Origin of the sequence: Lentzea kristufekii, assembly GCF_033949925.1 — a bacterium.
GTDB classification, from domain to species: domain Bacteria; phylum Actinomycetota; class Actinomycetes; order Mycobacteriales; family Pseudonocardiaceae; genus Lentzea; species Lentzea kristufekii.
Genome location: NZ_JAXAVV010000012.1, coordinates 113,301 through 126,458 on the forward strand (window position 1 = coordinate 113,301; position 13,158 = coordinate 126,458).

The window sequence follows — 13,158 nt, forward strand, 5'->3', positions numbered from 1 at the left end:
TTGGACCGGGTGGTGACACCTGGGGAATACCTCTCGTTCTTGGATGCGCGCCTGCCCGGTCTCGTGGCAGGCGCGCATGTTCATGGGTCGCGAGTGCTCGACGACGTCGTGCACGACTCCGACCTGGACATCGTGATCGAGCTTTCGGCGCCCGCCGACGTGCCCGCCTTCGAGGGAGCCGACGTCGCGGTCGTGCCGGCCGGTTCGCTGGAGAAGCCGGTGTTCGACGTGACGCCGCTGGCCGGCGAGATCACTCCCGTGCTGTGGCAACAACTGCGGACCGTCGGTCAGACCGTGCGCGGCACACGACCCACCTGTCCGGGCACTGCCGCTGACGTCGAGGCCTACTGCCGCGACAACCTCGTCAGCTACTGGAAGCTGGACTTCGACCGCCTCCGCGAGGTGCTGCCGTCCCTCGACCTCGGAGCGGCGATTCCGCGCGACTCGCTGCTGTGGGTCGGCCTCGGCCCGGCCCGGCTGTGGCACACGATCCGGACCGGTGAGATCGTCAGCAAGTCGCGCGCCGGCGAACTGGCCGCCGCCCGCTGGCCGGACCTGCCGATCCTGGACCTCGTGGCGTCCCGGCAGGGCGCGGACGTGCCGCTGACGGTCGCGCACGCCGCGGCCTCGCTCGAACTGTTCGACCGGATCATGGCCGACGTAACGACGTGAGGTCCGCGGCCGAGAAATCCGCGTGACCACGCATACCCCCGAAGAGCTGGGCTGCCTGGCCGGCGGCCCGGCCCGCGCGGCCGAGGTGGCCCTGGCCCGCCTGATCCAGGCCGGCCTGGTCAGGGTCTCGCGCGAGGGCGTGCTGAGCGCCGTCCACGTGCCCGGCGCACGCCCGGCGACCCCGCTGGAGGCGCAGATCCTGAGCGGCCTGCGCCACGGCCGCCACCTGAACGACGTCATCCACGGTGCGTTCAGCTCGGCCGAGGCGGCAGGCCTGCGCGCCCACCTGATCAATCGCAAGTTGCTACGGCGCCGCCGCTCCCTGCGACCCCGCCTGTACCCGTGGCTGTTCATGCTGGCGCCCCTGCTCGTCGTGGCGGGGTTCGTCAATCTGGTGTGGCCGGATCTCCCGCAGGAACTCCTGCCGCAGCTGGGCGAGTTCCCGTTCTGGTACTTCTTCGTGGCCGGAGGGCTCGCGTTCGTCCTCGGCTCGGTGCTGGCCGTGCGGGACCCGGGCCGGCTGCGCACCAGGGCCGGCTACGTCCTGATGAAACGGGCGCAGCGCCGGGTGAGCCCGCACGACCCGGTCCGCGCGGTCGCCGTGCACGGGCTGCGCGGGCGGATCGGCGGGCTTGCGATCGCCGGGATGTTCGGGCTCAGCGCGGTCGTGGTCGGGACGCTGCCCGGACGTGACACGACGGGCAGCAGCAGCTGCGGCGGTGGCTGTTCGTCGAGTTCGTGCGGCAGTGACGGCGGGGGTGACGGCGGAAGCAGCTGCGGCGGTGGGTGCGGCGGCGGTGGCGGCGACTGAGCGGGTCTGACGGGACTGTCGGACCCTCCGGGTACGGTCTGTCCCGTGCCTGAAGTTCCCCCCACCCTGAGCCTGCTCGAAACCGCCGTCCACGCCGTCGGTGGCGCGGAGCGTCCTGGTCAGGTGGAGATGGCCGAGGCCGTCGACCACTCGATCCGCACGGGCGAGCACCTCGCGGTGCAGGCGGGCACGGGTACCGGCAAGTCGCTGGCGTACCTGGTGCCGTCGATCCGGCACGCGGTGGCCGAGGACGAGACGGTGGTGGTCTCGACGGCCACCATCGCGTTGCAGCGGCAGCTGGTGGACCGGGATCTGCCTCGGCTCTCCAAGGCGCTCAAGAAGGACCTGGGGCGTGAGCCCACGTTCGCGATCCTCAAGGGCCGCAGGAACTACCTGTGCATGCACCGCGTGCACAACGGCGCGCCGGACGAGCCGGAGGAGGACGCGCTGTTCGACCCGTTCGCGGTGTCGAAGCTCGGGCGCGAGGTGAAGCGGCTGCACGAGTGGTCGTCGGACACCGAGACCGGGGATCGCGACGAGCTCGTGCCCGGTGTCAGCGAGCAGGCGTGGCGGCAGGTCAGCGTCACGGCTCGGGAGTGCCTCGGCGTGTCGAAGTGCCCGATCGGGTCCGACTGCTTCGCGGAACGGGCGCGGGCCGAGGCGGGCAAGGCGGACGTGGTGGTCACGAACCACGCGATGCTCGCCATCGACGCGCTGGAGGGCTACCAGGTCCTGCCCGACCACGACGTGGTGGTGATCGACGAGGCGCACGACCTGGTCGACCGCATCACCTCGGTGGCCACGGAGGAGCTGAGCGGGGCGTCCGTGGGCATGGCCGCGCGACGGTGCGGGCGGCTCATCGACCAGGACATCGCGGACCGGCTGGCCGAGGCGAGCGACGGGCTCGCGATGATCCTGGAGGACATGCCGTCCGGCCGGCTGGACGCGCTGCCCAGGGCTCTCGCGGGTGCGCTGGCGGCGACGCGCGACGCGGCGCACAACTGCATGTCGGCCATGGGGTCGGAGCGCAAGGAGGACCCGGACGGGGCGACGGCGCGCAAGCTCGCGCTGGCGTTGCTGGAAGAGGTCCACGACTGCGCGGTGCGGGTGCTGGAGGCGTTCGACGAGGAACGCGACGTCGTGTGGGTCTCGGGCGACTTCAACCAGAAAGCGCCCTCTCTGCGGGTGGCTCCGCTCGGTGTCGGCGGGTTGCTGCGGGAGCGGCTGTTCGCCAAGCGCACCACCGTTCTGACGTCCGCGACGCTGACCCTGGGCGGCGCCTTCGACACGATGGCGCGCCAGTGGGGCCTGCCGCCGTCGGAGAAGGTCCGCAAGATCGAGGGCGCGGCGACCGAGAAGGACATCGACGGTCCCAAGTGGAGCGGTCTCGACGTGGGCTCGCCGTTCCAGCACGGCACCAGCGGAATCCTCTACGTGGCAAGGCATCTGCCGGCGCCGGGCCGTGACGGCCTGCCGCCGGAGTACCTCGACGAGATCGAGGGCCTGGTGAACGCGGCGGGTGGCCGCGCGCTCGGCCTGTTCTCCTCGATGCGGGCGGCCAAGGCCGCCACCGAGGCGCTGCGGGACAAGCTCGAGTACCCGATCCTGTGCCAGGGCGACGACGCGACGGGCCTGCTGGTCAAGAAGTTCTCCGAGGACGAGCGCTCGTGCCTGTTCGGCACGCTGTCGCTGTGGCAGGGCGTCGACGTGCCGGGGCCCAGCCTCCAGCTCGTGATCATGGACCGCATCCCGTTCCCGCGCCCGGACGACCCGCTGGCCTCCGCCCGCCAGAAGGCGGTGAGCTCACGCGGCGGCAACGGCTTCCTGACCGTCGCCGCCACGCACGCCGCGCTGCTGATGGCTCAGGGCGCCGGCAGGTTGCTGCGCTCGATGTCGGACAAGGGCGTGGTGGCCGTCCTCGATCCGCGCATCGCGACCGCTCGCTACGGCGGCTTCATCAGGGCCTCACTCCCCCCGTTCTGGACGACCTACGACCCGGAAGTGGTGCGCGGCGCTCTCAAGCGCCTGGACGAGGCTCAGACCCCTTGATCCGCTCGACGAGCTCGTCGCGGTAGGCCTGGGCCTCCGCCAGTTCCGGTTCGGAGCCGTCGGCCCGGGCGAGCGCGCCTTCGAGGATCTTCAACCCCTGCCGCTCGTCCCCCTTCGCGTCCGCCTGTCGTGCCGCGTTCTCCATGGCCTTCGCGAGTTTGGTGCGCGCTTCGGGTTCCTGCACGGCCTTGCTGATCCGGATCCAGTTGCCACCCGGATCGACGACGGCGAACCCGGTGTAGCGGTCGTTGCGCAGCCGCGGCCGGGTCATCCGCGGAATGCCGGAGATGAGCACCTTCCCGTGCACGGCGCGCATTCCCGCCGCGAACGCCTCGTACAACGGACCGGTGTCCTCGACGATGACCGCGCACGTGCTGTGCGACTGCTCCGGAACGTGCCCGTCCAACCCGTAGAAGTGCAGGTTGATGTCTTCAAGCCGCAAGCAGACGTACGGGTTCGGGCGCGTCTGCTGGTAGGTGATGGAGAAGCCGAGCATCTCGTAGAAAGCCGACATCTCGTCGATGTCGACGCAGGGCAGGAGCGGGATTGTCAGTTCGTTCGCCACCGCCCGAAGCTAAGCCCGGCCCTGCCGAAACGACACGGAGCTATTTGCTCAAGCGAACGACAATCAACTACCTGCGTAGATCAAGCCGTTCAAGCAGCTCTTCGCGGAACTCCAGCGCCGAGGCCCGCTCCTCCTCCGAAGCGTGCACCTCCCGCGCCAGCGCCTCTTCGATGATCTTCAACGCCCGCCGCTCGGCCGCGTGCGACCCGGCCAGCGTCACCGCGCTGTTCAACGCCCGCGACAGCCCGTTGCGCCCGTTCTCCCGTTCCCGCACCGCGGGCACGACCCGGATCCAGTTGCCGCCGGGGTCGACGAACAGGAACCCGTCCCGCCGGGGCCGAGTCATCCGCGGAATGCCCGTGATCAGCACCTGCCCGTACACGCCGCGCATCCCCGCCGCGAACGCGTCGTGCAGCTCACGCGGGTCCTCGACCTGGATCAGGCACGAGCTGTACGACTGCTCGGCCTGGTAGCCGGGGATGCCGAAGAAGTGGAGGTTGATCTCCTCCCGCCGCACCGACAGGTACGCGTTCGGCCGGTGCTGCCGGTACGTGACCGTGAAGCCGAGCATCACGTAGAACTCGGCCACCTCGTCGATGGAGGCGCACGGCAGCAGCGGGATCGTCACCTCGTTGGCCACGTCGCCAAACTAGACCCGGAGATCAGCCGTCGACCAGCAATCCGCGTAACGGTCCTTGCAATCTTCCGGCACGGCGGGACACACCGGGCAGCGACGTCACCCGCGCCGGACGTTCCAGGGCCGGGCGCCACATCGTGTCCACCACCTCGTGCACAGGACCGGACACGTCCCCCTCCAGCCCGTCCAGGTGCTCCGCCCACAGCTTCAGCCGAGTCGCCCGCACGACCGCGGCGTCGTCGGTCACCACGTTGACCTCGGTGTCGTTGAACAACGAGTGCTCGTTCAGGTTCGCCGAGCCGACGGACATCCACTTGTCGTCCACAATGCACAGTTTGGCGTGCACGTAGACCGGCGCATCCCCGTGCGAGACAAGGGTTGCGGCGAGAACCCGCTTGCCGGGATCGGCGTCGAGCATCCGGCCGAGCTGTCCGCGGGTGGTGTCGGCGCCGTTGCTCGGCTTCTGCGGCAACACCAGCACCAGCCGGAAGTCCGGTGACGGCGGGTTCTTCAGCTTCTCCAGCAGCACCTCGGTGATCTCCGGCGACCACAGGAACTGGTTCTCCACGTACACGAACGACTCCGCCGCCCGCAGCGCCCGCAGGTACGAGTCGAGCAGGCTGAAGTCGCCGTGCGGCGAGAAGTCGTAGGTCTTCTCCGGAATCGTGCGGACGAGCTGCACCGACGACGACCCGGCCTCTGGCGGCACCTCGGGCGAGGGCAGCGTCTCCCCCGCGATCTCCAGCCAGCGCGCGGCGAAGTGCGAGGCCACCTCCGCGACGACCGGGCCCTCCAGCTTCGCGATGTGGTCGTGCCAGCCGAGGTCGCGCGGCGGGTGGTCCGGCGAGTCGTGGCGGTCTCCCTCCACCGCCGTCATGTCGAGGCCGCCGACGAACGCCACGTCGTCGACGATCACGATCTTCTCGTGGTGGCAGTGCAGGGTGCGTTCGCGCGCGTCGAGCTCGCAGCGGATCGCTCCGCACTCCAGGAAGGCCTTCTGCGCCGCGGCGGCCCGCTTCCGCGTCGGTTCGAAGAACGGCACGGGCGGGCCCGCCCACAACAGGACGCGCACCGGCACCCGTTCCGCTGCCGCCGACAGCAGTTCGCGCAACTGCGGCGCACCGGGTTCCCGGGTCAGCTGGAAATCGGGTGACGCGTGCCAGTTCGCGATGTGGATGTACTTCTGCGCACCCTCGATCGCCTTCGCGATGGCGGGGAACGCGTTGGCCCCGTCGACCAGGACCTCGATGTTGTTGCCGTGCTGCACAGGCCGGCGCGGGGTGAACCATCCCGCGCCGTCGCCTTCGAGCACGTCGCCCCATCCCAGGTTCCGCAATCTTCGCGTGTGATGGGAGCACAGCAAGTTCTCCAGCCCGTCTCCGAGCCGGGCGTCAAGAACGTCGAGTAAGCCCACGAAAGGCGGATTTACCCGTTTCAAGCGCTTCTAAACGGCGAGCACCGTCGTCGTGCCCGGCTCGACCTCCGTGAAACCCGCGTCCCGCACCGCCACGACGTCGCCGCGGTGGATCAGCGAGTCCCACTCCGCCACGGACGGCGTCCGCACGGCACACCGGTAGTCCAGGTCCGCCCACGCCTTGAGCTCGACCGCGGAGAGGTGCGGCGCCAGCAGCATCGACGCGTGGCCGACCTGGGCTGCGAGCTTGCCGGCGGACATCTCGACGCGCGGGTTCACGTAGAGCAGCCGCGCGCCCTCAGGCACGGGTCCGGGCTCGTCGACAGGCAGGTCGGAGCCGGAGATCTGCAGTTTGGCGACCTCCCGCGGCGTCTCGGACACCAGCACGGGCAGCAGCGAACGGACCGACGCGCCGTCGACCGTCACGGTCACCCCCGGTAGCTCCTGCACGGCGTCCCACTGCACGCCGCGGGCCCGCCGCGACACCTTGCGAATGCGCCCGGCCACCCACGCCCGCACGGCCTCGTGCCACTCGCCGTCGACATCGGCACGCGGGTCGAGGCACACCGCGACCGCCGAAGCGGCCGCGGCCTCCAGCAGCGCCGTCCTGGACGGCGGGTCGACGCGTTCGATGCGCAACACCATCGGCATCGCGCGGACTTCGGACTCTCCCAGATCAAATGCGGCTGCGTAGTTCGGCGAGGCGATCAGGTCGAGGATCATCACAGCCGGGTCAGCTCCAGGCCGTCCGCGGCGTCCGCGGCCTCCACCTCGGCCCGCGTCACACCGAGGATGAACAGCACCGCGTCCAGGAACGGGTGCGACAGCGCCGTGTCGGCCACCTCGCGCAGCGCGGGCTTGGCGTTGAACGCGATGCCGAGGCCCGCCGCGTTCAGCATGTCGATGTCGTTCGCGCCGTCACCGACCGCCACGCACTGCGCCAGCGACACACCGACCTCCTCGGCGAACCGCCGCAGCGCCACGGCCTTGCCCGGCCGGTCGACGATCTCCCCGACGACCTGCCCGGTCAGCTTGCCGTCCACGACCTCCAGCGTGTTCGCCGCGCAGAAGTCCAGCTGCAGCTCGTCCGCGAGACCCGTGATCACCGACGTGAACCCGCCGGACACCACGCCGCAGTAGAAGCCGAGGCGCTTCAGCGTCCGGATCGTCGTGCGCGCGCCGGCCGTGAGCTCAAGCGAGGACCCGACCTCCTCCAGCACCTTCTCGTCGAGGCCTTCCAGCAACGCCACCCGGCGCCGCAGCGACTCCGCGAAGTCGAGCTCGCCGCGCATCGCGGCCTCGGTGATCTCGCGCACCTGCTCCTCGCACCCGACGTGCGCGGCCAGCATCTCGATCACCTCGCCCTGGATCAGCGTGGAGTCGACGTCGAACACCACCAGGCGCTTGGCCCTGCGGGTCAGCCCGGCGCGTTCGACCGCGATGTCGAGGCCCACCCTGACCGACACGTCGGCGAGCGCCGACCGCAGCGCCGCGTCGTTCTCCATCGTGTCGTCCGCGACCGAAACGCGCAGCTCAAGGCCCGTGACGGGGTAGTCGGCGACACCGCGGATCGCGTCGATGTTCACGCCGAGCGACGCCAGCCGGCGCGCGACCTCGGTGAACGCCTTCGCGGTGACCGGGCGGCCCAGCACGATCAGCACGTGCGAGGACTCCAGGCGGGCGGTGCGCTTCGAGTCCGCGCCGATCTCGATCTCCACGTGCATGGAGACGGTGGCCATGGCCTGCTCGACCGACTCCTGCAGGCCCTCGGGGTCGTGTTCGGTCGTGACCAGCGCGCCGAGCACCAGCCTGCCCCTGATCACGACCTGTTCCACGTCGAGCACCTCGACGCCGTGCCGGGTCAGCACGGCGAACAGCACCGAGGAGACGCCGGGCTTGTCGGGGCCGGTCACGGTGATGAGCACGGGCGTTTTCACGTCGTCGTCTCCTCGTAGACGCGAAGAGCCCCGACCGCGTGGAAGCAGCCGGGGCTCGTCGTTGAACCTGTTACTCGCAGGTTACTTGTGGTCGTCGTCATCCTTCTCGGAGGCCGTACCCGACTTGATCGCGGACGCGGCCATCTCCGACAGCGCCGGCTTGGCGTCCTTGTGCTGGATCGTCTTGCCGGTGAAGGTCACGTGGCCCTCGTTCCGGATCCGCTCGATCATGTGCGGGTAGTGCAGCTCGAACGCCGGGCGCTCCGAACGGATCCGGGGCAGCTCGGTGAAGTTGTGCCGCGGCGGCGGGGACGAGGTGGCCCACTCGAGCGAGTTGCCGTAGCCCCACGGGTCGTCCGCCGTGACGACCTCACCGAAGCGGTAGCTGCGGAAGACGTTCCAGATGAACGGCAGCGTCGACGCGCCCAGGATGTAGGCACCGATCGTCGAGATCATGTTCAGCGTCGTGAAGCCGTCGGACGCGAGGTAGTCGGCGTACCGGCGCGGCATGCCCTCGTTGCCCAGCCAGTGCTGGACGAGGAACGTCGCGTGGAAGCCGAGGAACGTCGTCCAGAAGTGCAGCTTGCCGAGCGGCTCGTCCATGAAGCGGCCGGTGATCTTCGGGAACCAGAAGTAGATACCCGCGAAGGTCGCGAACACGATCGTGCCGTAGAGCACGTAGTGGAAGTGCGCGACGACGAAGTACGTGTCGGACACGTGGAAGTCGATCGCGGGCGCCGCCAGCAGGATACCGGACAGACCACCGAAGAGGAACGTCACGATGAAGCCGATGCTGAACAGCATGGGCGTCTCGAACGTCAGCTGCCCCTTCCACATCGTGCCGATCCAGTTGAAGAACTTCACACCGGTCGGGACCGCGATGAGGAACGTCATGAAGGCGAAGAACGGCAGCAGCACGGCGCCGGTCGCGTACATGTGGTGCGCCCACACGGCGACGGACAGGGCCGCGATGCCGAGCGTCGCGTAGACCAGGCCGTTGTAACCGAAGATCGGCTTGCGGCTGAACACCGGGAAGATCTCCGACACGATGCCGAAGAACGGCAAGGCGACGATGTAGACCTCCGGGTGCCCGAAGAACCAGAAGAGGTGCTGCCACAGGATCACGCCGCCGTTGGCGGGGTCGAACACGTGGGCACCGAGATGGCGGTCGGCCAGCAGGCCGAGCAGCGCGGCGGTGAGGATCGGGAACGCGAGCAGCACCAGCACCGACGTCACCAGGATGTTCCAGGTGAAGATCGGCATCCGGAACATCGTCATGCCGGGCGCGCGCAGGCAGACCACGGTGGTGATCATGTTCACCGCGCCGAGGATGGTGCCGAGACCACCGACCACCAGGCCGGAGATCCACAGGTCGGCACCCGCGCCGGGCGAGTGGATGGCGCTCGACAGCGGCGTGTACGCGAACCAGCCGAAGTCAGCCGCGCCACCGGGGGTGACGAAGCCCGCCATCACGATCAGGCCACCGAAGAGGTAGAGCCAGTACGAGAAGGCGTTGAGCCGCGGGAACGCCACGTCGGGCGAGCCGATCTGCAGCGGGAGCACGAAGTTCGCGAAGCCGAAGACGATCGGCGTCGCGTAGAGCAGCAGCATCACGGTGCCGTGCATCGTGAAGAGCTGGTTGAACTGCTCCTGGCTCAGGAACTGCATGCCGGGACGGGCCAGCTCGGTCCGCATCAGCATGGCCATCGCGCCGCCGACCATGAAGAAGGCGAACGAGGTGACCAGGTACATGATGCCGATTTGCTTGTGGTCCGTGGTGCGGAACATCCGCAGCAGGAAGGACCCCTTGACCGCAGTGCGCGTCGGGTAAGGACGCGTTGCGATCGGCTGCGGGGCTACGGCCGTCACGGTACCTCCAGGCCTTGGTGGGACCAGTAGTTCGGGAAACTCCCCGGATATTAGACGGAGCCGATCAGCTCCATTCGGGTGGGCCATGGCCGGTGGCCAGCGGCGTAGCGCACGTCACACGTATCCTGCCGCCGTGCTCCGATTGCTCGCTGTCGCTTCTGTCCTGTTGCTGGCCGCCTGTGGCTCTCCGGCCACGCACAACTCCGCGGACGTCTCGTTCGCCCGGGGAATGGTGCCGCACCACGAGCAGGCGCTGGAGATGTCCGGGCTCGTCGCGTCCCGGACGGAGAACCCCAGGGTGATCGATCTGGCGAAGCGCATCGCGGACGCCCAGAAGCCCGAGATCGACCGCATGAACGGCTGGCTTCGCGCGTGGAACGCGCCCGTGCAGGCGTCGTCGCACACCTCGCACGGCCACGCGGAGAACCACGGCATGGTCGAACTGGGCAACCTCGCCGACCTGGACGGCACCGAGTTCGACCGCCAGTGGCTGTCGCTGATGATCCAGCACCACAGGGGCGCCGTGGAGATGGCGCAGAAGCACCTGGGGGCCGGCACCGACCCGGAGACGCGCAAGCTCGCTCAGGAGGTCGTGAGCCACCAGGAGAAGGAGATCGCGGAAATGGAGTCGCTCCTCCCTCAGGGCTGATGCCAGCCTTCTGGCCGTGAGCGCTCTAGCAGCCGCCGTGTCTCTCGCGGCCTCGCACGGCGTGGTCTGTTCCGACCCCGTCGTGCTCAAACAGGGCAGCAACCTCCTCGTGCACCTGCGCCCGGCCCCGGTCGTGGCCCGGGTCGCCGCGCGCACGGCCCTGGTGAGGCCTTCAGTCGCGGATCACTTCGCCCGCGACCTGTCGGTGTCGTCGTTCCTGGCAGGACGCGGCGTGCCCGTCGTGACGCCCTCGGCGGAGCTCCCCGCCGGGCCTCACGTGTCCGATGGCTTCGTGCTCTCGTTCAGCACGTACGTCCCGCACGACCCCACGGCGCGACTGCCCAGGCAGGACGTCCTGAAGCTCCTGCCCGACCTGCACGCCGAACTGAGGCTCTACGAGGGCCGGCTGCCCACGCGCGGCCCGCTGGACGACGTGGACAACGTCCTGGCCTACCTGGACGTCCTGGGCGTACCTGACCTGGCCAGGTTCCGGAAGTGGCGCGACGACCTGCTCGCCGCCTGGCCCGCGCACCACAACGGCGTCCAGCCGCTGCACGGCGACTCACACCCCGGCAACCTGCTGATGACTCCGTCAGGCCCGGTCTGGAACGACTTCGAGGACACCTGGCACGGCCCGCTCGCCTGGGACCTGGCGTGTTCCGCGGACAAAGAAGAAGCCGCCCAACGCACCGTGGAGATCTACGGCGGCGGGGCGGCTCCTTCAGACGTGGAGTTCCACGCGGAGACACGACGCATGTTCGGCACGCTCTGGGGCGTGCTCATGCAGTGGTCTTAGACGCGACGCCTGCGCATCACGAGCACCATCGCGGCACCAGCGGCCACGAGCGCGGCACCAAGGCCGAGCATCCACGCGGACCCGAACCCGGTGGCAGCGAGGTCGTCCACCTCGGCGACGGGTACAGGCGCGACGGTGGTCGTCGTCGTGGGCGCGACCTCAGCGGAAGAAGACGACGTGGTCGGCTCGGAGCTAGAAGTGGACGTCGGCGTCGACGAGTGGGTCACGGTCGACTCGGACGTGGTGGTGGTCGTCGTGGTCGTCGTGGTCGTGGTCGTCGTGGTGCTGGTGGGCGGCTGCTCGACAGCGACACCGCAGCCGAACCACTGACCGATCTCCGGAAGGTTTCCGCCGTCGACGACCGGAGCGCGCAGTTCGTTCCACGGCGCTTCGCCGAGCTTGTCGGCCAGGTAGACGTTGAACACGTCCCCGGCCTTCACGAGCATGCCCGTGACCTCCACGTCCTCGGGCAACCCGGTGATGTTCAGGTGCTGCTGGTTGTCGCCGCCGGTGTAGACGAACTTCCCGGGCAGGACCACGTTCCCGCTGAGCCCGCCCACGGTGCAGGCCTCAGGGTGGTTGACGTCGATGAACTGGGAGAACGGCTGCGCGCGCGGGTCGTCCGTGGTCACCTCGTCGGCGAACGCACTGGTCGCCAGCACGAGCGAGGCCACAGCGGCCAGGGCGGCCGAAGCGAGCAGGCCGGAACGTCTCAGGGGCGTCAAACGCATCGGGTCACTCCGTGGGGGTCGGCGGATGCCGCGATCTAAGACGATCGACGTCCCCCGAACGGGTTAGGTGACGATCAACAGTGCACCCTGTGGCCGAGTTGTTATTGCTCCGTGAGGTGCAACCCCAAACGAAAAAGCCGCCCACGCGCCGTAGTGATCTACGGCGGCGGGGCGGCTCCTTCAAAGCGTGGTCTTAGGCGCGACGCCTGCGCATCACGAGCAGCACAGCGGCGCCACCGGCGACGAGCGCGGCACCGAGGCCGAGCAGCCAGGCGGACCCGAATCCGGTCGAGGCCAGGTCGTCCTCGTTGGCGACCGGCACAGGCGCGACCGTCGTGGTCGTGGTCGGCGCGACCTCACCGGAGGTGGTGGTCGTCGTCGTGGTGCTCGTGGTCGAGCTCGGGGACGACGACTGCGTGACCGTCGACGTGGAAGTCGTCGTGGCCGTGGTCGAGATCGTCGTCGTGGTCGTGTCCTTGATGCCGCAGCCGTACCAGTGGCTGATGGCCGGGACGTTGTCGTTCTTGTCGGGCGACCGCAGGTCGTTCCACGGCAACGCACCGAGCTTGGGGGCGAGGTAGACGTTGTAGGCGTCCCCGCCCTTCACCACGATGCCGGTGACCGTCACGCCCGTGGGGCCGGCGGTGATGTCCAGGTCCTGCTTGTCGACACCGCCGGTGAAGGTGAACTCGCCGGGCGCGATCGGGGTGCCGGTCAGCCCGCCGACGGTGCAGGCGTCCTTGTGTTCGATGTCGACGTTGCCCGCGTACGCGACCGCACGGTCGTCACCAGACACCGGAGCCGGCTTGTCGGGCTGCGCGAACGCGGTGGTCACCAGGGCGAGCGTGGCCACGGCAGCCACGGCGGTGGCACCGAGCAGGCCGGATCTTCTCAGAGGCGTCAGGCGCATCGGGTTACTCCGTGAGGGTTGTCGGATTCGGCGATCTAAGACGATCGACGTCCCCCGAACGGTCTAGATGACGATCAACTGCGGCCTTGTGGCCGAGTTGTTACACGTCTGTGAGGTC

13 protein-coding genes are annotated in these 13,158 nt (G+C 69.2%); 5 read left to right on the forward strand and 8 right to left on the reverse strand.

Annotation, left to right across the window (positions count from 1 at the left end):
• The first annotated feature begins 93 nt into the window (after positions 1-93).
• From SK571_RS24520 to SK571_RS24530, 3 genes are read left to right on the forward strand one after another with little or no spacing between them, the layout of a single operon-like run.
• Positions 94-672, forward strand: a complete 579-nt coding sequence (locus tag SK571_RS24520; RefSeq protein WP_319986430.1) for a hypothetical protein — start codon at positions 94-96, stop codon at positions 670-672.
• Positions 673-694: 22 nt separating this feature from the next.
• Entirely contained in the window at positions 695-1,483 is a 789-nt protein-coding gene (locus SK571_RS24525; protein ID WP_319986431.1) for a TIGR04222 domain-containing membrane protein, read from the forward strand.
• Positions 1,484-1,528: 45 nt separating this feature from the next.
• Positions 1,529-3,532, forward strand: a complete 2,004-nt coding sequence (locus SK571_RS24530) for an ATP-dependent DNA helicase (RefSeq protein WP_319986432.1) — start codon at positions 1,529-1,531, stop codon at positions 3,530-3,532.
• On the opposite strand, the gene SK571_RS24535 is transcribed toward SK571_RS24530, so the two are convergent.
• From SK571_RS24535 to ctaD, 6 genes are all read right to left on the reverse strand, one after another.
• The gene (locus tag SK571_RS24535) at positions 3,501-4,097 is read right to left on the reverse strand and encodes a VOC family protein (protein WP_319986433.1); all 597 of its coding nucleotides are present in this window, start codon (positions 4,095-4,097) and stop codon (positions 3,501-3,503) included. The genes SK571_RS24530 and SK571_RS24535 overlap by 32 nt on opposite strands.
• Positions 4,098-4,164: 67 nt before the next feature.
• Positions 4,165-4,737, reverse strand: coding sequence for a VOC family protein (locus SK571_RS24540; protein ID WP_319986434.1), 573 nt, complete (start codon positions 4,735-4,737; stop codon positions 4,165-4,167).
• A gap of 22 nt (positions 4,738-4,759) precedes the next feature.
• The gene (locus tag SK571_RS24545) at positions 4,760-6,070 is read right to left on the reverse strand and encodes a phospholipase D-like domain-containing protein (protein WP_319986435.1); all 1,311 of its coding nucleotides are present in this window, start codon (positions 6,068-6,070) and stop codon (positions 4,760-4,762) included.
• 108 nt (positions 6,071-6,178) lie between these two features.
• Positions 6,179-6,871: a peptidyl-tRNA hydrolase gene (locus SK571_RS24550; RefSeq protein ID WP_319986436.1), complete on the reverse strand. Its 693-nt coding sequence runs from the start codon at positions 6,869-6,871 to the stop codon at positions 6,179-6,181.
• Positions 6,871-8,085, reverse strand: a complete 1,215-nt coding sequence (gene serB / locus SK571_RS24555) for a phosphoserine phosphatase SerB (protein WP_319986437.1) — start codon at positions 8,083-8,085, stop codon at positions 6,871-6,873. Before serB ends, SK571_RS24550 begins: the two co-directional genes overlap by 1 nt.
• An 81-nt stretch (positions 8,086-8,166) precedes the next feature.
• Positions 8,167-9,954 carry an aa3-type cytochrome oxidase subunit I gene (gene ctaD, locus SK571_RS24560; RefSeq protein ID WP_319986438.1) on the reverse strand — a complete coding sequence of 596 codons (1,788 nt, stop codon included), beginning with the start codon at positions 9,952-9,954 and terminating at the stop codon, positions 8,167-8,169.
• 133 nt (positions 9,955-10,087) lie between these two features.
• Between ctaD and SK571_RS24565 the strand changes: the two genes are divergently transcribed.
• Both SK571_RS24565 and SK571_RS24570 read left to right on the forward strand, forming a co-directional pair.
• The gene (locus tag SK571_RS24565) at positions 10,088-10,603 is read left to right on the forward strand and encodes a DUF305 domain-containing protein (protein ID WP_319986439.1); all 516 of its coding nucleotides are present in this window, start codon (positions 10,088-10,090) and stop codon (positions 10,601-10,603) included.
• A 16-nt stretch (positions 10,604-10,619) separates the two neighbouring features.
• Positions 10,620-11,399: a phosphotransferase gene (locus SK571_RS24570; protein ID WP_319986440.1), complete on the forward strand. Its 780-nt coding sequence runs from the start codon at positions 10,620-10,622 to the stop codon at positions 11,397-11,399.
• On the opposite strand, the gene SK571_RS24575 is transcribed toward SK571_RS24570, so the two are convergent.
• The gene (locus SK571_RS24575; protein ID WP_319986441.1) at positions 11,396-12,130 is read right to left on the reverse strand and encodes an LPXTG cell wall anchor domain-containing protein; all 735 of its coding nucleotides are present in this window, start codon (positions 12,128-12,130) and stop codon (positions 11,396-11,398) included. The genes SK571_RS24570 and SK571_RS24575 overlap by 4 nt on opposite strands.
• A gap of 193 nt (positions 12,131-12,323) precedes the next feature.
• Positions 12,324-13,040: an LPXTG cell wall anchor domain-containing protein gene (locus SK571_RS24580; protein ID WP_319986442.1), complete on the reverse strand. Its 717-nt coding sequence runs from the start codon at positions 13,038-13,040 to the stop codon at positions 12,324-12,326.
• Positions 13,041-13,158 lie beyond the last annotated feature (118 nt).

Coding starts and splice junctions, on each gene's coding strand:
- SK571_RS24580 (WP_319986442.1), bottom strand. CDS start 13,040: ATGCGCCTGACGCCTCTGAGAAGATCCGGCCTGCTCGGTGCCACCGCC.
- SK571_RS24550 (WP_319986436.1), bottom strand. CDS start 6,871: ATGATCCTCGACCTGATCGCCTCGCCGAACTACGCAGCCGCATTTGAT.
- SK571_RS24575 (WP_319986441.1), bottom strand. CDS start 12,130: ATGCGTTTGACGCCCCTGAGACGTTCCGGCCTGCTCGCTTCGGCCGCC.